This is a genomic window from Pseudomonas sp. FG98 (assembly GCF_057808595.1).
Genome location: NZ_JBMDIJ010000004.1, coordinates 189,967 through 213,991, shown reverse-complemented (window position 1 = coordinate 213,991; position 24,025 = coordinate 189,967). Strand labels below are relative to the sequence as shown.

17 protein-coding genes are annotated in these 24,025 nt (G+C 67.5%); 14 read left to right on the top strand and 3 right to left on the bottom strand.

Annotated elements, in window-relative coordinates:
* The first annotated feature begins 31 nt into the window (after window positions 1–31).
* From ACODSK_RS04930 to ACODSK_RS04865, 14 genes are all read left to right on the top strand, one after another.
* Window positions 32–1,081, top strand: coding sequence for a class I SAM-dependent methyltransferase (locus ACODSK_RS04930; RefSeq protein WP_489014263.1), 1,050 nt, complete (start codon window positions 32–34; stop codon window positions 1,079–1,081).
* A gap of 4 nt (window positions 1,082–1,085) precedes the next feature.
* Window positions 1,086–2,366: an MFS transporter gene (locus ACODSK_RS04925; RefSeq protein ID WP_489014261.1), complete on the top strand. Its 1,281-nt coding sequence runs from the start codon at window positions 1,086–1,088 to the stop codon at window positions 2,364–2,366.
* On the top strand, window positions 2,363–4,729 hold the full coding sequence (locus ACODSK_RS04920; RefSeq protein ID WP_489014260.1) for a decarboxylase: 2,367 nt from the start codon (window positions 2,363–2,365) through the stop codon (window positions 4,727–4,729). Before ACODSK_RS04925 ends, ACODSK_RS04920 begins: the two co-directional genes overlap by 4 nt.
* Complete coding sequence (gene pigE / locus ACODSK_RS04915; protein ID WP_489014258.1) at window positions 4,729–7,248, top strand: prodigiosin MAP biosynthesis aminotransferase PigE; 2,520 nt, start codon at window positions 4,729–4,731, stop codon at window positions 7,246–7,248. The genes ACODSK_RS04920 and pigE overlap by 1 nt, the downstream gene beginning before the upstream one ends.
* A 228-nt stretch (window positions 7,249–7,476) precedes the next feature.
* Complete coding sequence (gene moeB, locus ACODSK_RS04910; RefSeq protein ID WP_489014257.1) at window positions 7,477–8,649, top strand: molybdopterin-synthase adenylyltransferase MoeB; 1,173 nt, start codon at window positions 7,477–7,479, stop codon at window positions 8,647–8,649.
* Window positions 8,650–8,659: 10 nt separating this feature from the next.
* Window positions 8,660–9,070, top strand: a complete 411-nt coding sequence (locus ACODSK_RS04905; RefSeq protein ID WP_489014256.1) for a M67 family metallopeptidase — start codon at window positions 8,660–8,662, stop codon at window positions 9,068–9,070.
* A 23-nt stretch (window positions 9,071–9,093) separates the two neighbouring features.
* Window positions 9,094–9,366 carry a MoaD/ThiS family protein gene (locus tag ACODSK_RS04900; RefSeq protein WP_489014254.1) on the top strand — a complete coding sequence of 91 codons (273 nt, stop codon included), beginning with the start codon at window positions 9,094–9,096 and terminating at the stop codon, window positions 9,364–9,366.
* 93 nt (window positions 9,367–9,459) lie between these two features.
* Window positions 9,460–11,262, top strand: coding sequence for a CoA transferase (locus ACODSK_RS04895; protein WP_489014252.1), 1,803 nt, complete (start codon window positions 9,460–9,462; stop codon window positions 11,260–11,262).
* Entirely contained in the window at window positions 11,259–12,908 is a 1,650-nt protein-coding gene (locus ACODSK_RS04890) for a class I adenylate-forming enzyme family protein (protein WP_489014250.1), read from the top strand. Before ACODSK_RS04895 ends, ACODSK_RS04890 begins: the two co-directional genes overlap by 4 nt.
* Window positions 12,909–12,911: 3 nt before the next feature.
* Window positions 12,912–14,114, top strand: coding sequence for an acyl-CoA dehydrogenase family protein (locus ACODSK_RS04885; protein WP_489014248.1), 1,203 nt, complete (start codon window positions 12,912–12,914; stop codon window positions 14,112–14,114).
* Window positions 14,111–15,289, top strand: a complete 1,179-nt coding sequence (locus tag ACODSK_RS04880) for an MFS transporter (RefSeq protein ID WP_489014247.1) — start codon at window positions 14,111–14,113, stop codon at window positions 15,287–15,289. Before ACODSK_RS04885 ends, ACODSK_RS04880 begins: the two co-directional genes overlap by 4 nt.
* Window positions 15,273–16,310, top strand: a complete 1,038-nt coding sequence (locus tag ACODSK_RS04875) for a glucuronyl hydrolase (RefSeq protein WP_489014245.1) — start codon at window positions 15,273–15,275, stop codon at window positions 16,308–16,310. The genes ACODSK_RS04880 and ACODSK_RS04875 overlap by 17 nt, the downstream gene beginning before the upstream one ends.
* A 266-nt stretch (window positions 16,311–16,576) precedes the next feature.
* Entirely contained in the window at window positions 16,577–17,590 is a 1,014-nt protein-coding gene (locus tag ACODSK_RS04870) for an extracellular solute-binding protein (RefSeq protein ID WP_489014243.1), read from the top strand.
* A complete protein-coding gene (locus ACODSK_RS04865) occupies window positions 17,590–19,155 on the top strand; it encodes an ABC transporter permease (protein ID WP_489014241.1) in 1,566 nt (521 codons plus the stop codon). The genes ACODSK_RS04870 and ACODSK_RS04865 overlap by 1 nt, the downstream gene beginning before the upstream one ends.
* Here the strand turns inward: ACODSK_RS04865 and ACODSK_RS04860 are convergent, their stop codons facing one another.
* The 3 genes from ACODSK_RS04860 to ACODSK_RS04850 all read right to left on the bottom strand — a co-directional run bounded on the left by ACODSK_RS04860 (window position 19,156) and on the right by ACODSK_RS04850 (window position 23,769).
* A complete protein-coding gene (locus tag ACODSK_RS04860) occupies window positions 19,156–21,090 on the bottom strand; it encodes a methyl-accepting chemotaxis protein (protein WP_489014239.1) in 1,935 nt (644 codons plus the stop codon).
* A 142-nt stretch (window positions 21,091–21,232) separates the two neighbouring features.
* The gene (locus ACODSK_RS04855; protein WP_489014237.1) at window positions 21,233–22,525 is read right to left on the bottom strand and encodes an adenylosuccinate synthase; all 1,293 of its coding nucleotides are present in this window, start codon (window positions 22,523–22,525) and stop codon (window positions 21,233–21,235) included.
* A 56-nt stretch (window positions 22,526–22,581) separates the two neighbouring features.
* Window positions 22,582–23,769 carry an ATP phosphoribosyltransferase regulatory subunit gene (locus ACODSK_RS04850; protein ID WP_489014235.1) on the bottom strand — a complete coding sequence of 396 codons (1,188 nt, stop codon included), beginning with the start codon at window positions 23,767–23,769 and terminating at the stop codon, window positions 22,582–22,584.
* Between the last annotated feature and the right edge of the window lie 256 nt (window positions 23,770–24,025).

The window sequence follows — 24,025 nt, the reverse complement described above, 5'->3', positions numbered from 1 at the left end:
AGAAGAACGCGGCCAAGTACAGGGAGTTACCGTGCCTCAGCGTGAAAACATCCAGGATCTGACCAGCCCCCATCCCCTACAAGCCTGCTGGGATCTGCAATTGGCCGGACTCGGCGCCGATGCCTTGCAGGCCGCTCTTGAATGCGCCCTGTTCGATCACCTTGCCACTTCGACCAGCGCCAGCGCCCTGGCCGAACGTCTGAATCTCGATGCGGCCAGCACCAGCTACCTGCTGGAACTGCTGTGGAGCCTCGGCCTGCTCGATCGCGATCAACAACATCCGCCGCACTACCGCAACCAGCCTTCGGCCGACCTTTATCTGCGCGCCGAAGCCAGCGCCTACTGCGGCGATGCCCTGCTGTTCCGCCACCGGGTCATGCGCCAGACCGGCAGCCAGCTCGGCGACTACCTGCGCAACGGCGTGACGCGCCCGCCCATGGCCAGCACCGCGATAGCCGCCGCCTGGGCCAACGCGGCGCGCCTGCAGATTGCCCAGGAACAGCGTGCCGTCACCCGCGAGGTCGCTACTGCCCTGATCGACAGGCTGCCCGAAGCCCCCCATCTGCAACGCATCCTCGACCTCGGCGGCGGCCCCGGCCTGGTCGCCATCGCCCTCGCCGAGCGCCTGCCGGCCGTCGAAGGCGTGGTCTTCGAATACCCCCTGGCCGCCGACGTGGCCCGGGAGAACATCGCCGCTGCCGGACTTAGCAAGCGCCTGCAAGCCATCGGCGGCGACCTCAACGACGACGATATCGGCAGCGGCTACGACCTGATCTGGTGTTCCTCGGTGCTGCATTTCGTCCACGACCTGCCCGCCACCCTGCTGCGCCTGCAGGCCGCCCTGCGCCCCGGCGGCGTGTTGCTGGTGTGCCAGGCCGAAGTGCCGGAGCAGCGCCCGGCGGCCGCGCAGGTGCTGCCTTATTACCTGCACATGCGCCTGCAAGGGCGCCATGTCCTGGCCCAGGGCGAACTTGCCAGCACCCTGGAAAACCTCGGCTTCCGCGCCGTGGAACAGATCAACGGACTGCGTTTCCCGGTCACCCCGGTGAACGCCGTCATCGCCCGCAAAGCCAAGGGATAACTCGATGGAGCGCACGCGAATCGCCGGCCTGCAACTGCTGTTCGGCTGGCTCAACCTGGTGCTGGCGGTACCCAGCATCTACCTGATGTTCGGCATGCCACTGGTGATGCGCCAGTACGGCTGGAGCGGCACCGAGATCGGCCTGTTCCAGCTCGCCGGGCTACCGGCGGTGTTCAAGTTCCTGCTCGCCGTCCCGGTGCAGCGGGTGCGCCTGGGCCGCGGCCACCTGGTGCACTGGATGCTGCTGTTGAGTGCGCTCCTGCTGGTGCTGTACTGGCTGATCGGCCGGCAGAACCTGATCGAACAGCGCCTGCCGCTGTTCGCCATGACCTTCGCCATCAGCATCATCGCCACCTGGATGGATATCCCGCTCAACGCCCTGGCCGTGCAATGGCTGCCGCGCAGCCAGCAACTACGCGCCGGCAGCATCCGCTCGGCGGCATTGTTCCTCGGCGCCATCATCGGTGGCGGGGCCATGCTGCTGATCCAGGCCCGCCTGGGCTGGCAGGCACCGTTCCTGATCATGGCCGCGGGCTTGCTGCTCGGCGTGCTGCCGCTGCTGGCCCTGCGCCGCAAAGCGCAGCCGGTGGAGGCCGAACAGGCGGCACCGTCCGGCTTCGTCGCCGACTGGATGAGCTTCTTCAACCAGCCTGCCGCGCGCCAATGGACCTGGCTGCTGCTCACCGCCTTCCCCTTCATCGGCGCCGCCTGGCTGTACCTCAAGCCGTTGCTGCTCGACCAGGGCCTGCCGATGCAGGAAGTGGCCTGGATCGTCGGCATCGCCGGCGGCATCACCGGGGTGGTCTTCAGCCTGATTGGCGGGCGCCTGATCGGCGTGCTCGGCACCGCCCGGGCAATCCTCGTCTACCTGCTCGCCGCCCTGCTCGCCCTGCTGCTGCTGACCGTAAGCGTATGGCTGAAGCTCGGTACCAACTGGTTGATCGCCAGCGCCCTGTGCCTGGCCGCGAGCATGGGCGCGGTGTCGGCGCTGATGTTCGGCCTGACCCTGTTCTTCAGCCGCCGCCAGCGCACCGCCAGCGACTACGGCCTGCAATCGAGCCTGTTCGTCATCACCCGCCTGGCCGCTCCGGTGGCCGCCGGGCTGCTGCTCGACCGCCTCGGCCAGGCCGGCATGCTCGCCTGCCTGAGCACCGGCCTGCTGCTCGCCCTGCTGCTGGCCTGGCGGGTCCGCCACGGTATCGCCGGCAGCGCCGAGGCGCTGCTGCGCAACGAACACCACGCCGCCAACGGCGTGATTCCCCTCGCCACCGAGAGCAAACCATGAAGCCACGTAATGTCGGCATCTGCCTGGTCAGCCGCGACAGCGCGCTACAGGAGGATGTGCAAGCAGTGCTCGACCGGCTCAACCACTGGTTGGGCCATGAAACCTCGCTGCACAGCCAGTATTGGCCGGACAACGATCCGCGCTGCCTGTACCGCCAGGTCGCCGGGCAGGCCGAAGCCTATGTGCGCGAGCACGCCGCCGGGCACGCGCTGTTCCTCGACCTGAGGATGCTCGACAGCGATGCCGAAGAAGCACTGACTGCCGCCGGCAGCGACAGCGACTACGTGCTGTTCGACACCCGCCACCTGCCCGAACAGCCCGACCACGACCCGCTGGTGGCGCTGCTCGCCGCCCGTGCCGAGGCCAAGCGCTCGCCCAGTTCGGCGCTGCTGCTGTGCGACGAAGAGCACCTGCAACACTGGCTCGGCCGCCTCGGCGGCAACCGCCTGGTGCGCGTCCCCCACGCCGACCAGGCGCTGCGCCGGGCCGACCTGCTGCGGCTGTTCGTCGACCATCTGGAACACGCCTACTTCAATCGCCTGCTGGCCCGCACCACCCTGCAATCCGACGAGCCGGTGGCCCTGGCCCGGGATATCCAGCAGCGCATGGACGCGCGCTGGGGCGAGCAGTGGGACTGCCACTTCTTCACCGGCTCGATGGTCGCCGGCTTCATCGATTCGATGAACGCCCTGCTGCAAGGCAGCGGCCGCGGCTTCCACACCGCCAGCAACGAACACGCCCTGGCGGTCAGTGCCCTGGCCGGCTGGCAGCTGTACCGCCGCGCCTACGTGATCGTCATGACCTCGGGCATGCTCGACGAGCTGCGCGGCACCCTGGCCAACCTCAAGCGTGCCGGCGCACCGGGGCTGGTGGTCTGCGCCGATTCGCCGGAGTCGATCTGGTTCGCCTTCCAGGGCAGCCTCGACTGCGACAACGACGGCCATCAGGTGATCGCCGCCCGCGGCCTGTGGCAGCAGTTCATCCGCAAGCCGGAAGAGTCCCGCGCCAGTGTCGAAGCCGCCTTCGCCGCCCTCGACCAGAGCCCGGCACCGACCTTCCTGTTCGCCACCCAGGCAGTGCTGGAATCCCGGGTCGAGACCGGCCCGCAAGCTGGCCTCGCCCCACCGGCCAACAGCGACAGCGCACTCGACGAGCAGCAACGCGCCGCCCTCGACCAGGTGCTGGAGGTGCTCAACCACGAGCCATCGCGGATCCTCTGGCAGTGCGGCCGCCTCACCGAAAGCGAGCGCGAGCGCGTACTGGCCCTGGCCCGGCGCAGCGGCATCGCCCTGGCCGACAGCATCATCGCCCCGGGCAGCGTGTGCGCCTACCAGGACCAGGAGCCGGTGCTCAACTACCTCGGCCCGTTGTCCATGTACGGCTTCAGCCGGCGCATCCATGCCTTCCTCGAACAGCCGGACGCCGACGAAGGCAAGCCGTGGCTGTTCTTCCTCAAGAGCAAGATCGACCAGTCGGCCACGCCCTACTCCGAAGGCCGCCTCAAGCGCCTGTTCCATATCGTCCAGGTCAACCGCCGCCGCGAGCACATCTCGCCGTTCACCGAACTGGCGCTTGAGCTACCGCTGGCCACCGTGCTGGATTACCTGGAGCCGCGCCTGAACGTCGCCCCGACGCTGTTGCAGGCCCGTCGCGAGCGCCTGCAACGCCTGCAGCGCACCCGCGAGGCGCTGCCCAGCGACCAGATCGAAACCCTGCCAATGACCCCGAACTTCTTCTTCCATCGGCTCGGCCTGCTGCTCGGCGAGATGATCGAGCGCGACGGCTATCGCTACACCGGGGTCTATGACGTGGGCCGTTGCAGCATCTCGGCGATGCGCAACCTGCCGCGCACCGATGCCGGTTTCTCCGGCTGGTATGGCCGCGCCTTGATGGGTGATGCGCTGATGTCGCTGCCCTATATCGCCCTGAACAACTGCCGGCATGTGCTGGCCTTTATCGGCGACGGCGCCCGCGCCCTGGTCCCGGATATCGAGCAGCGCCTGGCCATGAGCCTGGCCAGCGCCAGCGACGCCGCCGAGCGCAACGTCACCGTGATGTACCTCTCCAACGGCGTGCTGTCGATGATCCAGACCTACCTGGACAAGCGCTATGCCTGCCACGGCGCGGCCCAGGTCAACGTGCCGCTGAACGACCGGCCGCTGCGCGAGGACCAGCGCTTCGGCCCGATCAGCATCTGCCGCGCGCGCCTGCTCGCCTTCTGTCCCGACACCCTGCGCCAGGCCCTCAGTGCCCCTGGTCGCCTCAACTTCTTCGACGTCTGGCTCGGCCACAACTCGGAGGGCGACGGCTTGAGCCTCGTCTCCGAAACGGCCTGGAGCCGCCTCAACGCAGAGAACCACTGATGAAATTCGGATTCATTGCCCACCCCACCTCCACCGGCCTGCTGCATCAGGTCAAGCTCATCGACCTGCTCGACCGCACCCTGGAAGAACAGGCCTGGGGCTACGACAGCCAGCGCTGGCGCCAGCGCAACCTGGTGCCCTTCGTCGACTTCGGGCGCATCGTCAGCGCCAGCGGCGCCGAGTGCTCGGGCATCCTGCAATTCATGCCGCTGACCGCCGAACAGATGCTGCGCCAGCCCCGGGCTATCGCCGAACGCGTGCTGCAAGGAGTCAACGACCTCAAGGCCCAGGGCGCCGAGCTGGTCGGCCTCGGCGGCTTCACCGCGATCGTCGGCAACCGCGGCCTGGCGACCATGGAGCAGGCCGACGTCGCGGTCACCACCGGCAACTCGCTGACCGCCTACGCTGCCTACATCAACCTGCTCGACAGCCTGGAGCTGCTCGGTGTCGCCGCAGAAAACGCTGAAGTGGCGGTACTCGGCTACCCGGGCTCCATCGCCCTGGCGGTAGCCCGCCTGCTGGCTGAAAAAGGCTGCCGCCTGCGCCTGGTGCATCGCGGCAACCAGCGCCAGGCCGAGGCTCAGCTGGAGTACTTGCCGGCGCAGTACCACCGCCAGGTCAGCCTCCACGACAACATCGAGGACTGCTACGCCGACGTGCGCTTCTACGTCGCCGCCACCTCCAGCGGCGGCCTGATCGACCCGCGCAAGCTGCTGCCCGGCTCGGTGGTGATCGACGCCGCGCTGCCCAAGGACGTGATGGACGTACCCCACAGCCGCCGCGACATCCTGCTGGTGGATGGCGGCCTGGTCTCGGCCAGCCCGGCGGTGCACCTGGGCATGCGCACCATGGGCCTGGAGCCCAAGCGCAGCATGAACGGCTGCCTCGCCGAAACCATCATCCTGGCCCTGGAAGGCCGCGCCGAGGCCTTCTCCATCGGCCGCGAACTGCCGGCGGACAAGGTCCTGGAAATCGGTGCCATCGCCGCCCGCCACGGCTTCACCCCGTCACCGATGGCCAGCGACGGCGAAAGCCTCGGCAACGAGGATTTCGACCGCCTGCGCCGCCATCACCACGGCCAGCGCCCGATGCGCGCCAGCGATGCGCGCAACGACCCGAAGAGCCTGCGCCGCGAGGTGCTCAACAGCTTCGGCGACCACATCAACCCGGTGCTGCGCGAGTTCTACCAGTTCAACCATATCGAGCGGGTCTTCAGCCACGGCGAAGGCTGCTGGCTAACCGACCTGGACGGCCGCCGCTACCTGGACTTCGTCGCCGGCTACGGCTGCCTCAACACCGGGCACAACCACCCGGCCATCAGCCAGGCGCTGCAACGCTACTTGCAGGAGCAGTTCCCGACCTTCATCCAGTACCTCTCGGCGCCGCTGCACGCCAGCCTGCTGGCCAAGCGCCTGGCCGACCTGGCACCGGGCGATCTGTCGCGGGTGTTCTTCAGCAACTCCGGCACCGAGGCAGTGGAAGCGGCGCTCAAGCTGGCCCTGGCCGCCAGCGACAAACGCACCGTGCTGTACTGCGACAACGGCTACCACGGCAAGACCCTCGGCGCCCTCTCGGTTACCGGCCGGGCCAAGCACCGCAAGCCGTTCGAGCCGCTGCTGCCGCGCTGTGACAGCCTGCCCTTCGGCGATCTGGAAGCCCTGCGCGAGCGCCTGGAAAAGGGTGATGTGGCGGCGCTGATCATCGAACCGATCCAGGGCGAAGGCGGCGTGATCCTGCCGCCTGCGGGCTACCTGGCCGGCGTGCGTGATCTCTGCGACGAATACGATTGCCTGTGGATCCTCGACGAGATCCAGACCGGCCTCGGCCGCACCGGCAAGCTGTTCGCCTGCGAGTGGGACAACACCGCACCGGACATCATGGTCCTGTCCAAGTCCCTGTCCGGCGGCCTGGTGCCGATCGGCGCCACCCTGTCCCGCGAGGCGGTGTGGAAGCGAGCCTACGGCGATATCGACAGCTTCGCCCTGCACACCTCGACCTTCGGCGGCGGCAACTTCGCCGCAGCGGCGGCCCTGGCGGCGCTGGACGTGCTGGAGCAGGACGGCCTGATGGCCAACGCCGCGCAGGTCGGGGCGCACTTGCAGGACGGCTTGCAGACCATCGCCGCGCGCTACCCGTTCATCAAGGCGGTGCGCGGTCGCGGGTTGATGCTGGCGATCGAGTTCAGCAACAGCATGGCCGGCGGTATCGAGGCGCTGGTCAAGGAAATGGCCGGGCGCATTCCGGGCCATGCCGGAGCGACCTGGCGCATGCTCTCGGGCAAGGCGCGGCGGCATCTGGAGGAAGCGGCGGCGGAGCTGGAGCAGAGCCTGGAAGACATGTTCGTCCTGCGCCTGATGACCAAGCTCTCCGAGGAGCACGGCATCCTCACCTTCGTCACCGCCAACAACAACCGGGTGATGCGCATCCAGCCGCCGCTGGTGCTGAGCCAGGCCGAGGCTGATCGCTTCCTCGGGGCGTTCGCGGCGGTTTGCGAGGATCTGGCGACCTTTGAATCCTGAGTGACCTTACTGGCCTCATCGCCGGCAACGCCGGCTCCCCCAGGTTTTGTTTGCACCGCTGAACATGTGGGAGCCGGCGTTGCCGGCGATGAGGCCAGTACAGCCACAGCAGATCTCATAGCTTTTCCGCGCTTTGCCATACGAATCCCCCGCCCCACCCGATTGCAACCCTCCCTGACACAATTGAAAATAATTCCAGTTCGTATCTACTGAATGGAAGAAAGCGATATGACCTTACCGCCGCTGGTAGAACCCGGTGCCGAGCTGAGTCGCGAGGAAGTGAACCGCTACAGCCGCCACCTGCTGATCCCCAACATGGGCGTGACCGGACAGCGCCGCCTGAAGAACGCCAAGGTGCTGGTCATCGGCGCCGGCGGCCTGGGCTCGCCCACCCTGCTCTATCTCGCCGCCGCCGGCGTCGGCACCCTCGGGGTGATCGACTTCGACCGGGTCGACGAGTCCAACCTGCAACGCCAGGTGATCCACACCGTCGACAGCGTCGGCGAGCTCAAGGTGGAAAGTGCGCGCCAGGCCATCGCCCGGCTCAATCCGCTGGTCAAGGTCATCGCCCATAGCGATCGCCTGGAACCGGACATGGCCGTGGAGCTGTTCTCGCGCTACGACCTGATCCTCGACGGCACCGACAACTTCGCCACCCGCTACCTGGTCAACGACGCCTGCATCCTCGCGGACAAGCCCTACGTCTGGGGTTCGATCTTCCGCTTCGAAGGCCAGGCCTCGGTGTTCTGGGAGAACGCCCCGGACGGGCGCGGCCTCAACTACCGCGACCTCTACCCCGAGCCACCACCGCCGGAACTGGCCCCGTCCTGCTCGGAAGGCGGTGTACTCGGCGTGCTCTGCGCGGCCATCGCGTCGATCATGGCCACCGAGGCGATCAAGCTGCTGACCGGCATCGGCGATCCGCTGCTGGGCCGCCTGATGGTCTACGACGCCCTGGAAATGAGCTACCGCGAACTGCCGATCCGTCGCCTGCCAAATCGCCAGGCGGTCACCGCGCTGTCCGATTACCAGGCCTTCTGCGGCCTCAACCGCCCTTCGCCGGCCAACGACACCAGCGTGCCGCTGATCAGCGCGCTGCAACTCAAGTCGCTCAAGGATGGCGGCAAGGCCCCGGTGATCATTGATGTCCGCGAGCAGACCGAATGGGACATCGTGCGCATCGAAGGCGCGCTGCTGATGCCCAAGTCCGCCGAGGTGGCGCAGCAGATCATCGAGCGCTTCGGGCGTGACACCGACCTGGTCATCACCTGCAAGTCGGGCATGCGCTCCCAGGCGGTATCCAGCGACCTGCGCAAGCTCGGCCTGGACAAGGTGCGCAACCTCGAAGGCGGCGTGCTGGCCTGGGTCCGCGACGTCGAACCGGCCCTGCCGACCTACTGAGGACCAGGGCATGCCGCTGCGTATCACCCGCGCGGCGCTGGAACAGATCCAGCGCCATGCGGCCGGGGAGCATCCGATCGAGGCCTGCGGGCTGATCGCCGCGCCCTGCGCGGCCAAGGTTGCCGACCGGGTGATCCCGATGCGCAACCAGGCCGCATCGCAAGTCTGGTTCAGCTTCGACCCGCGCGAGCAGTTGCGGGTGTGGAACGAGCTGGACGAGAACGATGAGGAATGCCGGGTGCTGTACCACTCGCACACCGCCAGCGAAGCCTGGCCCAGTCGCGAGGACATCGCCCACGCCCAGGACCCGACGCTGCACTACCTGATCCTGTCCACCTGGCCCGAGGCCAGGCACCGGGTCCGCAGTTTCCGCATCGTCGCGGGCCGGGTGTTCGAAGAACAGCTGTCCATCCAGGAATGAGACATCAACCAAAGGAGATTCACATGTCGGTTTCAGTCATGGTTCCAACCCTGCTGCGCCCGCTTACCGACGGGCAGAAGAAGGTCGAGGCCCAGGGCGAGACGGTGCGCCATATCATCGACCACCTCGACAGCCGCTACCCCGGCATCAAGGCGCGCCTGGTCCACGGCGACGAGGTGCACCGCTTCGTCAACATCTACGTCAACGACGATGACATCCGCTTCGCCTCCGGCCTCGGCACCGCCATCGCCCCGGGCGACAAGCTCACCGTACTGCCCGCCGTCGCCGGCGGCTGACCCGCGACTGCCGTTGCGCGGCCCTCACCGCGCAACGGCCGGCACCGCCCCAACGGTTTTCGACTGACCGCTCCACCCCGAGGTGCTTCCACCATGTCCCGAATCCTGGATGACGCCAGCCTGAGCTGGCGCAGCGGCCCCTGCCTGCCCGCCTGGCAGACCCTCAGCGCCGCCCTGCACCGCCAGGGCGAATGCCTTGGCCTGCAGCACGCCGGCAGCGATCCCGATGGCCCGGCGCTGCAGCTGTCGCACCCCGACCTGCACCCTCTGCACACCCGACTCAGCGGCTTGCCGGCGTTGCCGGTCGAGCTGTCCACCGAATTCACGCTCCAGGCTGCTTGCGGTCTCATGTCGGTGCACGGCCGCGCCAGTGGCAGGCCCCAGGCGCTGGGCGTGAACTATCTCGCCACCCTCAACGCGGCGCTCACCTGGCAAGGCCTGCTGGCCGCCGCCGTGGGCCAGTTGCGTGGTGGCCACTTCAGCGGCGTGGCCCTGCAACCGGCCGCCGGGGCGCTGTTGAGCATCGGCCAGTACCTGGCCGGCGCTACCGCCCCGGAAGACCCGGAGCAGATCCTCCCCGGCAGCCAGGACGCCCTGGCCCGCCCGCCGTTCCTCTCTGCCGAAGGCGCGCTGTTCGAGCTGGAAACCCTCGACAGCCATCCCTGGAAACGCTTCTGGAATGCCGTCGGGGTCAGCGATGTCATCGCCGGCAAGGCCTGGCAGCGCTTCCTGCTGCGCTACGCCCGCGCCGTGGCACCGATGCCCGCCGAATGCCTGGATGCCCTGGCGGCGTTGCCGCTGGCGCAGATCCGCCTGATCGCTGCCGAAAGCGGCGTCGCCCTGGTGCCGGTACGCGGCCTGGTGCAGCGCCGCGCGGACGCCGACTACGCCGCCAGCGAAGCCGGCCCCTGGCAGTTGCAACGCGGCCAGTCCGGCGTGCCGTCGCGCAAGACCACCCCAGGGCAACTGCCCCTGCAAGGCATCCGCGTCCTGGAATCCTGCCGCCGCATCCAGGGCCCGCTGGCCGGTCATCTGCTCAGCCTGCTCGGCGCCGAGGTGATCCGCCTCGAACCGCCAGGTGGCGACCCGCTGCGCAACATGCCGCCCTGCGCCGACGGCTGCTCGGTACGCTTCGACGCGCTCAATCACCTGAAGGACGTGCGCGAGGTGGATATCAAGACCGCCGCCGGGCGCGCCGAGATCCATGAGCTGTGCCGCGACGCCGATGTGTTCCTGCACAACTGGGCACCCGGCAAGGCCGCCGAACTGCAACTGGACGCCGCCGACCTGCATGCCACCCGGCCCTCGCTGATCCACGCCTACGCCGGCGGCTGGGGCGATGCCAAGGTCGATGCACCGGGCACCGACTTCACCGTGCAGGCCTGGTCCGGGGTCGCCTCGCGCATCGCCTCGGCCTCGGGTACCCGCGGCGGCACGCTGTTCACCGCTCTCGATGTGCTGGGCGGGGTGATCAGCGCCCAGGGCATCTGCGCCGCCCTGCTCGACCGCGAGCTGCATGGCCACGGCGCGCAGTTGCACAGCTCGTTGCTCGGCGCCGCCGACCTGCTGCTCGACAACCATTGCGGCATCGCCTCGCCCACCGTGCTGCAAGGCCTGTTCGCCACCGCCGACGGCCTGCTCGCCCTCGACTGCCAGAGCCGCCAGCAGCACCAGGCCCTGGCCCGCCTGCTCGGTGGCGAGGTCGACCCGGCCAGGCTCACCGCACAACTGGCCGAACGCAACACCGAACACTGGGTCGACGCCTGCCTCGAAGCCGGCATCCCCGCCAGCACCGCCCATGAAGACCTCGCCCTGCTCGCCGCCGATCCGCGCCTGGCCCCGAGCCTGTCCCACCGCGCCTACCGCTCTGTTCAATCTCCGTGGAGTTTCCTATGAATACTGCCGGCATCATTGATCTCGTCCCCCTGCACACCCGTCGCCGCTGGAGCGAAGACGGCAGCTACCCCAACCAGGATGTCTTCGGGCTGTTCCGCCAGCGCGCCGCCGAGGCGCCGGACAAGGCTGCGGTGCTGTCGCCGGAAGGCAACGTCAGCTACGCGCAACTGCTCGACGCCGCCCTGCGCATGGCCAGCAGCCTGCGCCAGGCCGGGATCGTCGCCGGCGACGTGGTCGCCTACCAGTTGAGCAACACTTGGCGCTGCTGCGCCATCGACCTCGCGGTGGCCGCCCTCGGCGCCATCGTCGCGCCCTTCCCGCCGGGTCGCGGCAAGCTGGATATCCAGTCGCTGGTGCGCCGCTGCGACGCCCGCGCGGTGATCGTGCCGCAGGAGTACGCCGGCATCGATCTGTGCGAGGTGATCGAGTCGCTGCGCCCGACCCTGCTGTCGCTGCGCATCCTGATCGTCGACGGCGAGCCGCGTGCCGGCTGGTCGACCCTCGATGGCCTGCTCGACGCCGCGCCGATCGATCTCGCCAGCCTGCCAACGGTGTGCCCGGATTCGCCGGTGCGCCTGCTGGTGTCGTCCGGCACCGAGTCCGAGCCCAAGCTGGTGGCCTACTCGCATAACGCCCTGGTCGGTGGCCGTGGCCGCTTCCTGCAGCGCATCAGCAGCGACAGTGCCGAATTCCGTGGGCTGTACCTGGTGCCGCTGGGTTCCTCGTTCGGTTCCACCGCCACCTTCGGCGTGCTGTGCTGGCTCGGCGGCTCGCTGGTGGTGCTACCGCGCTTCGACGTGGCCGAGGCGATCAAGGCCATCGAGCAACTGCGCCCGAGCTTTATCCTCGGCGTGCCGACCATGCTCCAGCGCATCGCCGCCGAGCCGGCCCTGGCCGACATCGACAAATCCAGCCTGCGCGGCCTGATCTGCGGCGGCTCGCTGATCGACGAAGCCACCGTGCTGCGCTGCACCGAGCACTTCGGCTGCGGCTTTATCAGCCTGTACGGCTCGGCCGACGGGGTGAACTGCCACAACACCCTGGACGACCCGCTCGACGTGGTGCTCAACAGCGTTGGCAAACCGAACCCGGCAGTGTGCGAGATCCGCATCGTCGACGACCTCGGTCGCGAACTGCCCCTGGGCGACGTCGGCGAGATCACCGCACGCGGGCCGCTGAGCCCGATGCAGTACGTCAACGCCCCGGAGCTGGACGAGCGCTACCGCGACCCCGAGGGCTGGGTGAAGACCGGCGACCTCGGCTTCATCAACCCGCAGGGCTACCTGGTGCTGGCCGGGCGCAAGAAGGACATCATCATTCGCGGCGGTGCCAATATCAGCCCGGTGCAGATCGAAGGCCTGGTGATGGGCCATCCGGATGTGGTCACCGTGGCCTGCGTACCGGTACCGGACGCCGATCTCGGCCAGCGCGTGTGCCTGTGCGTGACCCTGCGCGAAGGCGCGGCGAAGTTCGCCCTGGCGGATATCACCGGGTTCCTTCGCGAGCAGGGCCTGGAGGTCAACAAGCTGCCGGAGTACCTGCGCTTCTATCGCCACCTGCCGCTGACTCCGGCGGGCAAGATCGACAAGCGTGCCCTCGCCGACGATGCCGCCGGCCTCGGCGCCGACGTGCGCCAGGTGGGCTGAGCCATGACCAGTGCATCCCCCGAAGCAATCGCCCTGGCGCAACGGGTCCGCGCCTTTATCGACCAGCAGGTGCTGCCCCGCGAGCTGGAGCTGGGGGCCTATGACAAGGCCACTGCGGTGCTCGCCGCCGAGTTGCAGGTCAAGGCCCAGGCCGCCGGGCTGTTCGGCAGTTTCTATCCGGGCAGCCCGATCAACCGCCTGACCGACTACCTGGCGGTGGCCGCCGAGGAAGGCCGCAGCGAGTTCGCCCCGGCGATCCTCGGCTGCGACGCCACCCTCGACACCTGGATGCTCGATCGCCATGCCAGCCCGGAGCAGCGCGAGCGCTTCCTGCTACCGCTGCTGCGTGGCGAACAGGTGCCCTGCTATGCCATGTCGGAGCCGGACAGCATCGGCTCGATCCCGGCGACCATGAACAGCCGCGCCGACTGGCACGGCGACCACTGGCGCCTGAACGGGCGCAAGTGGTTCATCTGCCGCGCCGCCCGGGCCGACTTCGCCACGGTGATCACCCGCACCGGCGACGGCGGTATCGGCGAAGCGCTGTCGATGCTGCTGGTGCCCACCGACAGTCCTGGCTTCCAGTTCGTCCGCCCGCTGGCCCTGTTCGGGCGTCAGCAGGGCCAGGGCGAGCTGAAGTTCGACAATGTGCGGGTCGAGGCCAGCCAGGTGCTGGGCGCACCCGGCCAGGGCATCGCCCTGATGCAGCGCCGCCTGGGCCTTGGTCGACTGCTTCGCGCTGCGCACTGGCTGGGCCTGGCCCAGCGCTGCTTCGACGACCTCTGCGCGCGGGTGCATTCGCCCCGTGGCGAGTTGGCCCGCTTGAGCGACAAGCAGTTGCTGCGCGGCCGGGTCTATCAGGTGTACCGCGATATCGCCGCCGCCCGCGGCCTGCTGCATGACGCGGCGAACAAGTTCGACCTCGGCGTGGCCAATGCCATCGAGGTCAACCTGGCCAAGCTGGCGGCTTCGGATGCGCTGTCCGGCGCGGTCGATTCGGCGATCCAGGTGATGGGCGCCGAGGGCCTGAGCGAGCTGTCGCCGTTGTCCGGCATCTACCGCCACGCGCGCACCACGCACATCCTCGACGGCACCGACGATGCCCTGGTCAGCACTGTCGGCCGCGACCTGCTGGCCGCCACGGCGCCGGGCCAGGCCTTCGACAGCAGCGCGCCGTCGCTGCGCCTGGGCAAGGGGGCACCATGAGACCGTACGCTGCGCTGGCGGCCCTGCTGACCTGCGCCATGGGCCTGCCGATGATGGTGTTCTACGCCCTTGGCGTGCTCGGCCCGCAGTTGATCGCCGACCTCGGCATCGACCGCGAGCACCTTGGCTGGCTGACCACCAGCGCCTTTGGCCTGGCGGCGCTGCTGTCGCCCTGGGCCGGAGCGCTGGTGGCGCGCATCGGTTCGCGCAACGGCCTGCTCGCCCTGTTTTTGCTGGTGGCGTTGTCGTTCAGCCTGATGGCGGTGCTGCCGGGCTTTGTCGGCGTGGTCGTCGCCCTGTCGTTCTGCGGCGTGGCCCAGGCCCTGGCCAACCCGGCGACCAACCAGGCCATCGCCCACACCGCCGGAGCGCCGAAGGCGGCGCTGGTGGGGTTGAAGCAGGCCGGGGTGCAGTTGTCGGCGCTGATCACCGGGCTGGCCTTGCCGGCCCTGAGTGCGGCGTTGGGCTGGCGCCTGGCGTTGGCGTGCTGGGTGCCGCTGGCATTGCTGCTGGCGTTGTGGGTGCCGGGACGGGTTGCCGCGCCGGCAGCCGGCCCGCGTCCGCCGCTGCGCCTGGCACCGGCCAATGGCTGGCTGCTGCGGTTGATGGCGATCCAGGCCTGCGCCGGCTTGTGCCTGTCGTCGTTCATCACCTTTTTCGGCGTCTATGCCAGCAGCCTCGGGGTGAGCGCGGGCAGCATCGGGCTGATGGTCAGTTGCTTCGGCTTGATGGGGATCTTCTCGCGCCTGTTGCTGACCCCCCTGGGCTCGCGCCTGCGGGATGAAACCATGCTGCTCGGCGGGCTGTTCCTGTTCGGCCTGTTGACCCTGCTGGTCATGCAGCAGGCGTCATCCACCAATCATCTGCCGCTGTGGCTGGGGGTGATCGGCATGGGCCTGAGCCTGGTGGCGAGCAATGCCGTGGCCATGAGCATGCTCCTGCGCGACGCGCGCTTCGGCGGCGTGGCCAGCAGTGCCGGGATGCTCTCCCTGGGTTTCTTCGGCGGTATCGCCGTCGGCCCGCCAGTGTTCGGCGTGCTGCTGCGCCAGCCCGGCGGCTTCGCGGCGGCCTGGACCCTGTTGCTGTTCGCTTTGTGTCTCGGCGCCATCCTGTGCCGCAACCTGTATCGCGCCCGTCGCACCGAGGAGAGCCATCCCCATGCCGGCACAGCGTAAACGCCAGGCGGTGGTCAACGCCTTGTTCAAGCAGCTCGACAGCATTTCCCGTCAGTGCGGCGAGCAGTTCCCCCTGTATCGCCTGCCTCGCGAGCGCAAATGGAAGCTGTCGCGGCGCGGCTCCTGGCTGGGTGGTTTCTGGGCCGGACTGTGGTGGCGGCGGGCGGCCTACACCGAGCTCAGCGAGGATCAGGACCAGGCCGCGTTCTGGTGCCGCCAACTGGTGGCGCAACTGGACGAGCCGAGCCTGAATCGCAGTTTCGTGTTCTGGTACGGCGCCGCCTTTGGCGGGCGCCTGGCCCAGGACCCATCGGCACGGGAGCTGGCCTTGCGTGCCGCCGACACCCTGGCCCGGGACTATCGCCCGGATATCGGCGGCTGGCCGCTGGGCCCCGGCATGGGTGGCGGCGACAGCGGCCATGCAACCCTCAATATCGACGCCCTGGCCCCGACCCTGGCGTTGATGCACCTGCAAGGCGACCCGGACCAGCGCGCCATGGCACGCAGTCATCTGGAGCTGTGCCTGCGCACCTTGCGCGGTGACGACGGCGCCTGGGCCAGCCATGCCCGGCTCGACGACGATGGAAGCGTCAGCCGTGGCCCGGCCGGCGAATGGGCGCGAGGCCAGGCCTGGGCCATGCTCGGCCTGGCCGAGGCGGTGGGGCTGTATGGCGGCGCCTATGCAGCGCCCGCTCGCGAGGCCTGCGCCTACTGGCTGCGGCGCTGGGGCAAGAGCACTGGCGATGCCGACCCCTGCGCCGTGGCCATCGCCTCCCTGGCCCTGCTGCGCCTGTGGCAGTGCCTGCCGGGGATGAACGAATGGCGTGAGCTGGCGTTCAAGCAGCTCGAAGGGCTGTTGTCGAGCGAGGTGCAGCAGGGGTGTTTCGTTGGCCACTACTACCGGACCGGGGTGGATCAGGAGCAGATGGTGGAGTCGGCTTGTGCCACGTTCTTCCTGGTGGAGGCGTTGTTGACCCAGGATCAGGTGATGGCGGCGCAGGGTGGGATTGCAGGCTGGTAAACACTACCCGGAACACTGCAGAACCCTGTGGGAGTCGGCGTTGCCGACGATGAGGCCATCCGCCTTGACACTGATCTTGCTGGTCTGTGTTGTTCTTGCGGGCCTCATCGCTGGCAACGCCAGCTCCCACAGAGTCCAGCGGTGCTCTCTCGATCCAGCAGGAACCCGATAGCTAGCTCATGAAAATCCCGTCATGCGGCCACTTGAGAAACGATTTCGTTTACCATTGTTTCCAAATGTGTAGCCGTAAGCGAGGAAGTACCCGCATGACGATCCGCCGTAACCCGATTCTGCGCGGCCTGGCCGTTTCATTCCTGGGCCTGGTACTGGGCGCACCGTCCGCCATGGCCGCCGATCCCGTGACCCTGACCCTGTACAACGGCCAGCACAAGGAAATCGGCGAAGCCATCGCCAAGGCCTACGAGGCCAAGACCGGCATCCATATCAATATCCGCAAGGGCAGCAGCAACCAGCTGGCCAGCCAGATCATCGAGGAAGGCGAGCGCTCGCCGGCGGACGTGATCTACACCGAAGAATCGCCACCGCTGAACAACCTCGGCGAACTCGGCCTGCTGGCGACCATCGACCAGTCGACCCTGGACGTGCTGCCCAAGGAATTTGTCGCCGCCAACGGCACCTGGATGGGCGTGACCGCGCGGACCCGCGTGGTGGCCTTCAACCCGAAGCAGATCGACGAGAAAGACCTGCCGCAATCGGTGATGGATTTCGCCAACCCCGAGTGGGACGGCAAGGTCGGCTTCGTGCCGACCAGCGGTGCCTTCCAGGAACAGGCCGTGGCCATCCTGAAGATCCACGGCCGCGAAGCCGCCGAGGAATGGCTGACCGGCCTCAAGGCCTTCGGCAAGACCTACACCAACAACATGGTCGCGCTGAAGGCCGTGGAGAACGGTGAAGTCGCTGCGGTGCTGGTGAACAACTACTACTGGTACGCCCTGAAGAAGGAACGCGGCCAGCTCGATTCCAAGCTGTACTACCTGGCCGACGGCGACGTCGGTGGCCTGATGACCATTTCCGGCGCCGCTGCGGTGAAGGCCAGCAAGCACCCGAAAGAGGCCCAGGCCCTGCTCGCCTGGATGGCCAGCGAAGAAGGCCAGCGGGTGATCACCCAGACCACCGCCGAGTACCCGCTGCACAAGGGCATGGTCTCCGACCAGGGCCTGAAGCCGTTCGAGGACCTGCGTCCGCCGAAGATCACCCCGGCCGACCTGGGTAATGCCGAGGAAGCACTGGAACTCGAACGCGAAGTCGGCCTGCTCTGATGAGTGCTGCGCTGCCCGTGGGGTTGAACACCGGCTTCGTGCCGCGACGCAAGCGGCCGTCGGTGTGGGTGGTGGTGCCGGTCCTGCTGCTGGTAGGGCTGAGCCTGCTGCCGTTGCTGTATGTGGCGATGAAGACCTGGGAAGCCGGCTGGCATGAGGCCCTGCGCCTGATCTGGCGGCCCTTCGTCTGGGGTCTGATGCGCAATACCCTGCTGCTGATGGTCGGGGTGACCGTCAGTTGCGCGGTGGTCGGCCTGGCCCTGGCCTGGTTGCTGGAGCGCAGCGATCTGCCGGGACGCCGTCTGTGGGGCGTGATCCTGTGCCTGCCGTTCGCCGTGCCGTCCTTTGTCAGCGGCTTTACCTGGGTGTCCCTGAGTCCGAAGTTCGAAGGGCTGTGGGGGGCGATCCTGGTGATGAGCCTGTCCAAATACCCGCTGGTGTTCCTGCCGGTGGCGGCGACCTTGCGCAATCTCGACACCTCGCTGGAAGAGTCGGCGCGGACCATGGGCTGCAACCGCTGGGCAGTGTTCCGCCGGGTCACCCTGCCGCTGCTGTGGCCGTCGATCCTGGGCGGCAGCCTGCTGATTGCCCTGCACATGCTGGTGGAGTTCGGTGCGCTGTCGATCCTCAACCTGCAGACCTTCACCACGGCGATCTACCAGCAGTTCGAACTGGAATTCAGCAACGCCAATGCGGCGATGCTGTCCGCCGTGCTGTTGCTGATGTGCCTGTTGATGCTCTGGCTGGAACTGCGGGTGCGCGGTAAGGCGCGGCATGTGCGCATCGGCCAGGGCGTGGCCCGGCGTGGCGCGCCGATTCGCCTGCGTGGCTGGATGCCCCTGGGCCAGTTGTGCTGCCTGGGCCTGGCGATTCTCGGCAGCGGCATTCCGCTGGGCATGCTGGCGTATTGGCTGAGTGTCGGGTCGTCCGCCGCATTCCCGGTGGCGGATATCAGTCGGGCACTATTGTCGTCGCTGTCGATTTCCCTCGGCGGTGCCGGCGTCAGCCTGCTGCTGGCCTTGCCGGTGAGCTTCCTGGTGGTGCGCTACAAGGGTCGCCTGGCGATCTGGGCCGAGCGCCTGCCGTACCTGCTGCATGCCCTGCCGGGGCTGGTGATCGCCCTGACCCTGGTGTATTTCGCCCTGCACTACGTGCCGGCGATGTACCAGACCACGGGCCTGTTGTTGCTGGCCTACGCGTTGCTGTTCCTGCCCCTGGCCCAGGCACCGGTGCGTACGGCGCTGACCAAGGCCGCGCCGCAACTGGAAGAAGCCGCCAGGACCCTCGGCGCGACGCCGTTCACGGCGTTCTGCCGGGTGACCCTGCCGATCATCTTCCCGGCCCTGGCCGCAGCCTTCGCCCTGGTGTTCCTCGACGCCATGAAGGAGCTGACCGCAACCCTGCTGCTCAGCCCCACCGGCATGACCACCCTGGCCACCGAGGTCTGGGCGCATACCGCCAACGTCGAGTTCGCCGCGGCAGCGCCCTATGCGGCGCTGCTGATCCTGGTGTCCGGGTTGCCGGTGTACCTGCTGACCACCCGGATGTACCTGAACCGCGCCTGATCAGGCGCGGAACTGGCCCAGGCTGGCCTTGAGCTGGGCCGCCAGGTCGTCGAGCACCTTGCTGCTGGCGGTGGTCTGCATGACCACCTGGGCAGCCCGCTCGGCCTGGGCATGGATGTTCTCCACCCGTCCCCGTACCGCCTGCGCCCCCTGGGCCTGCTGCTCGGCTGCCCGCGTGGCGAGGCCGATAGCGGCGTGTACCTGCTCCACCGAGACCTGCACCGACTGTTGCAGACGGGCATTGTCGCGCAGCACCAGCAGGCCTTCGCTGGCTTGGCGCCCGGCCTGGCTGATGGCCGCCACCGCTTCCTTGGCGCCTTGTTGCAGGGCACCGATATGCGCCTGGATATCGCCGGTGGAGCTTTGCGTCTTGCTTGCCAGCGCACGGACCTCGTCGGCGACCACGGCGAAGCCGCGCCCGGTCTCGCCGGCCCGCGCCGCCTCGATCGCGGCGTTCAGGGCGAGCAGGTTGGTCTGCTCGGCGATGCCGTGGATCACGGTCAGCACCACTTCGATCTGCTCGCTCTGCTCGGCCAGGCGCTCGATCACCTTGGAGCCGGTGTCGACCTGGCCGGCCAGGGCTTCGATAAGCTTGGCCACCTGGGCCGAGCTGCGGCTGTTTTCATCGGTGGCCTGACGGATATCCACCACCTGCTGCAGGGCTTCCTGCATGGCACGGCTTTCCGCCTGGGCTTCGTCGGCCATGCTCGACAGGGCGCGCAGGCTCTCGGCCACTTCGTCACGCTGCATCGCCGCAGCGGAGTCGGCGCCGGCGCTGTGCTGGGCCATGCTGCTGATTTCCACGCCGGTACGCTGGGCCACTTCACCGGCCTCGCGGACGATGGGTTGCAGCTTGTCGACGAAGCGGTTGACCGCCGCAGCCATGTCGCCGATCTCGTCGCGGCTGTCGATGCTCACGCGCTTGGTCAGATCGCCTTCGCCGGCGGCCAGGTCGTTGAGCGCGGCGATCAGCAGGCGCAGCTTGTTGACCACCCGGCGGCCGAGGACCACGGCGACCACCAGCAGCACGCCACAGCCGACCAAGGCCAGGCCCAGGCCGATGCGCCAGCGCAAGGTCGAAGCGGCGTCCTGCACGCTTTGCGAGGTGTTGGCTTTCATTTGCAGGGCGCTGCCCTGGGCGGTTTGCAGGCGGGATTGCAGGGTCTTGGTGCTGTCGGCAGCGGCGCTGGTCAGGCTGTCGGCCACCAGTTGGTCGCCGCTGGCGATCAGCGCAGAGAAACGCTTGTCCAGGGCTTTGAGTTCGGCGTCCACCGAAGCGGTGGAGATACCCATCAGCACCTTGCCGATTTCCACGCCGTTGGGGTTGATCGAGGCTTCGACGAAGTACACCGCCGGATCGGTGCGCGCCGCATCCAGCACCTTGTCGAGGGCACGCTCGCCCTTGCCCTTGTCGAGCAGCGCCTGGTTGATCGGGTTCTGGCGGTTGAGGTAGCGGGTCAGGTGTTCGCCCTGGGCGTCGTCATAGACCACGAACAGCACGTTGGGATTGCGTTGGGCGCGGCGGGCGAATTCCGACAGGGTCGGCACGTCGACGTCCCAGATGGCGCGGGGCGCCACCGAGGCGAGCAGTTCGGCCATGTCGGTGGCCGAGTCACGCAGGTTCTTCTCCAGGGTGGCGCGCAGTTGCGCCTGTTCTTCTTCCAGGCGCGACGACAAACCGGCGGTGAGACGCTGGCGGGTGCTTTCGGAGAGGCTGCTCAGGCCCGAGCTGACTTCCTTCGCAGCCTGATCCAGTTCCGTCGCCAGTTTCTGGCTGTCGGTGCCCAGACGATTGCCCAGATCGGCTTCCAGTGCCGTGACCGTGCTGCGTGTCAGCACCACGGCGACTACCACTTGCACCAAAAGAGCGATACCAAGTGCCACAAAGACAGGCCGCAAGAGGCGGCTTCGTAACAATGAGATAACGGCAGACACAATAAATCCCTCTGCTTTTTGGAGCCATTACAGTGATGGCATCCCTGAAGGCAATTTCACAGCAAAGCTTGTGCCGCAGCAGAGGGGCAAAAACGCCAAAGGCCCCTATAAAGGGGCCTTTGGGTGTTATCGCGTGACTAAATCAGGCGAAAGGGTGACGCAGGACAATAGTCTCGTTGCGGTCAGGACCGGTGGAGATGATGTCGATCGGCGCGCCGACCAGCTCTTCCACGCGCTTGATGTAGGCGCGGGCGTTGGCTGGCAGTTCTTCCAGGGTCTTGGCACCGACGGTGGATTCGCTCCAGCCCGGCATTTCTTCGTACACCGGCTCCAGGCCGATGTAGCTGTCGGCGTCGGTCGGTGCGTCGATGACAGCGCCGTTTTCGTTCTTGTAACCCACGCAGATGCGGATGGTTTCCAGACCGTCCAGCACGTCCAGCTTGGTCAGGCACAGGCCCGAGATGCTGTTGACGTCGATGGCGCGGCGCAGGATGACGGCGTCGAACCAGCCGCAACGACGGGCACGGCCGGTGGTAGCACCGAACTCGTGGCCACGCTTGGCCAGGTAGGCACCGACGTCATCGAACAGTTCGGTCGGGAACGGACCGGAACCGACGCGGGTGGTGTAGGCCTTGGTGATGCCGAGGATGTAGTCCAGGTACATCGGGCCAACGCCGGAACCGGTGGCGATGCCGCCGGCGGTGGTGTTGGAGCTGGTGACGTACGGGTAGGTACCGTGGTCGATGTCCAGCAGCGAGCCCTGGGCGCCTTCGAACATGATGTCCTTGCCGGCGCGGCGCAGAGCGTGCAGCTCGGCGGTGACGTCGAGCATCATCGGCTTCAGTTGTTCGGCGTAGGCCATGCACTGGTCCAGGGTTTCCTGGAAGTCGATGGCCGGCTCCTTGTAGTAATTGACCAGCTGGAAGTTGTGGTAGTCCAGCAGCTCACCCAGCTTGGCGGCGAAACGCTCGCGGTGGAACAGGTCGCCGACGCGCAGGCCGCGACGGGCGACCTTGTCTTCGTAGGCTGGGCCGATACCGCGGCCGGTGGTGCCGATCTTCTGCTCGCCACGGGCCTTCTCGCGCGCCTGGTCGAGGGCGACGTGGTAGGACAGGATCAGCGGGCAGGCCGGGCTGATGCGCAGGCGATCGCGAACCGGTACGCCCTTCTCTTCCAGCTTGACGATTTCACGCAGCAGGGCGTCGGGTGCAACCACCACGCCGTTGCCGATCAGGCACTGCACGCCTTCGCGCAGGACGCCCGAAGGAATCAGGTGCAGCACGGTTTTCTCACCGTCGATCACCAGTGTGTGACCGGCGTTGTGGCCACCCTGGTAGCGCACTACGGCGGCAGCATGTTCGGTCAGCAGATCGACGATCTTGCCTTTGCCCTCATCACCCCACTGGGTGCCCAGGACTACGACATTCTTACCCATAACACTTGTCCTCATTCGCGCAAACTTGGCGCCGGCGAGAGGGCCGGCGACTAATCTCAGATGGTCAGTGGCAGTACTTGCCAGTGGCCGTTTTGCAGAATCAATTGCCGGTCGCAGTCCGCCTCGATGGCGGCAGCCAGTGGTTGGCCAGGCAGAGCCTGCACAACCCGCTGACCGTCACTGCGCAACTGGCAGGCCAACTGCCACAGAGCCGCGTCGCCGCTGTCGGGCATCCAGATCCCGCCAGTGGGCAATACGACCTCTGCCCGCCCCAGTGTCACAAGGGTCTTCAAATCCGTGGAGAAACCGGTGGCCGGACGTGCCCGGCCGAAGTCAGCTCCGATATCGTCGTAGCGACCGCCCTGGGCGATCGACTGACCGACACCCGGGACGAACGCGGCAAACACCACACCGGTGTGGTAGTGGTAGCCGCGCAGCTCGCCCAGGTCGAAATACAGCGGCAGGTCCGGATAACGGGCGGTCAGCCGATCGGCGATCGCCAGCAGGTCATCCAGGGCTGCCAGCACGGCCGCCGGGGCACGGCCCAGACGCACGCGGGCGGCTTCCAGCACTTCGCGGCCACCGCACAGTTCGGTCAGGGCGCGCAGCATGCCGGCCAGGTCCGCCGGGAGGTTGGCGGTCAGGTCGATCACTTCGTCGATGGCCTTGCGCTGCAGGGCATCGAACAACTGCTGCTCGACCGCGCCGGACAGGCCGGCGGCACGGGCCAGGCCGCGGTAGATACCGACATGGCCAAGGTCCATGTGCACATCCGGAACGTCGGCCAGTTGCAGCATGGCCAGCATCAGGCTGATGACTTCGACGTCGCTGACCGGGCTGGCGTCGCCGTACAGCTCGGCACCGAGCTGGATCGGGCTGCGCGAGGTCGACAGTGCCCGTGGCTGGGCGTGCAGCACGCTACCGGCATAGCACAGGCGGCTCGGGCCTTCGCGGCGCAGGGTGTGCGCATCGATGCGCGCGACCTGCGGCGTGATGTCGGCCCGGAAGCCCATCTGCCGACCGGATTGTGGATCGACCACCTTGAAGGTCCGCAGGTCCAGGTCCTGACCGGCACCGGTGAGCAGCGATTCCAGGTACTCGATATGGGGAGTCACGACGAACTCGTAACCCCAGCTCTGGAACAGATCCAACACCTGGCGACGCGCGATTTCGATGCGCGTCGCTTCAGGTGGCAGTACTTCTTCGATGCCATCTGGCAGCAGCCAGCGGTCTACCGTTGCCATTACGCCATTTCCCCTGTGGTCCGGGCGGCCTGCCCGCGGGCCAGCCGTGAGTGAAGCAGGTCCCGGCAAATCACCCGCGCAGCGCCGATTCCAGCGTTGCCGCAGTGCCGATACCCTCGTGAATCCTGAGTCGCGCTGCCGATCGGGACCGGTTTCGATCATTCGATCTTGCAGACGCAAAAAAGCCGGGAATTTCCCGGCTGCCGCATCATACACCCGTTGTCTTGCAGAAATCACCCCGCCAGACGTATTAGCC

Coding starts and splice junctions, on each gene's coding strand:
- ACODSK_RS04925 (WP_489014261.1), top strand. CDS start 1,086: ATGGAGCGCACGCGAATCGCCGGCCTGCAACTGCTGTTCGGCTGGCTC.
- ACODSK_RS04920 (WP_489014260.1), top strand. CDS start 2,363: ATGAAGCCACGTAATGTCGGCATCTGCCTGGTCAGCCGCGACAGCGCG.
- pigE (WP_489014258.1), top strand. CDS start 4,729: ATGAAATTCGGATTCATTGCCCACCCCACCTCCACCGGCCTGCTGCAT.
- moeB (WP_489014257.1), top strand. CDS start 7,477: ATGACCTTACCGCCGCTGGTAGAACCCGGTGCCGAGCTGAGTCGCGAG.
- ACODSK_RS04905 (WP_489014256.1), top strand. CDS start 8,660: ATGCCGCTGCGTATCACCCGCGCGGCGCTGGAACAGATCCAGCGCCAT.
- ACODSK_RS04900 (WP_489014254.1), top strand. CDS start 9,094: ATGTCGGTTTCAGTCATGGTTCCAACCCTGCTGCGCCCGCTTACCGAC.
- ACODSK_RS04895 (WP_489014252.1), top strand. CDS start 9,460: ATGTCCCGAATCCTGGATGACGCCAGCCTGAGCTGGCGCAGCGGCCCC.
- ACODSK_RS04890 (WP_489014250.1), top strand. CDS start 11,259: ATGAATACTGCCGGCATCATTGATCTCGTCCCCCTGCACACCCGTCGC.
- ACODSK_RS04885 (WP_489014248.1), top strand. CDS start 12,912: ATGACCAGTGCATCCCCCGAAGCAATCGCCCTGGCGCAACGGGTCCGC.
- ACODSK_RS04880 (WP_489014247.1), top strand. CDS start 14,111: ATGAGACCGTACGCTGCGCTGGCGGCCCTGCTGACCTGCGCCATGGGC.
- ACODSK_RS04875 (WP_489014245.1), top strand. CDS start 15,273: ATGCCGGCACAGCGTAAACGCCAGGCGGTGGTCAACGCCTTGTTCAAG.
- ACODSK_RS04870 (WP_489014243.1), top strand. CDS start 16,577: ATGACGATCCGCCGTAACCCGATTCTGCGCGGCCTGGCCGTTTCATTC.
- ACODSK_RS04865 (WP_489014241.1), top strand. CDS start 17,590: ATGAGTGCTGCGCTGCCCGTGGGGTTGAACACCGGCTTCGTGCCGCGA.
- ACODSK_RS04855 (WP_489014237.1), bottom strand. CDS start 22,525: ATGGGTAAGAATGTCGTAGTCCTGGGCACCCAGTGGGGTGATGAGGGC.
- ACODSK_RS04850 (WP_489014235.1), bottom strand. CDS start 23,769: ATGGCAACGGTAGACCGCTGGCTGCTGCCAGATGGCATCGAAGAAGTA.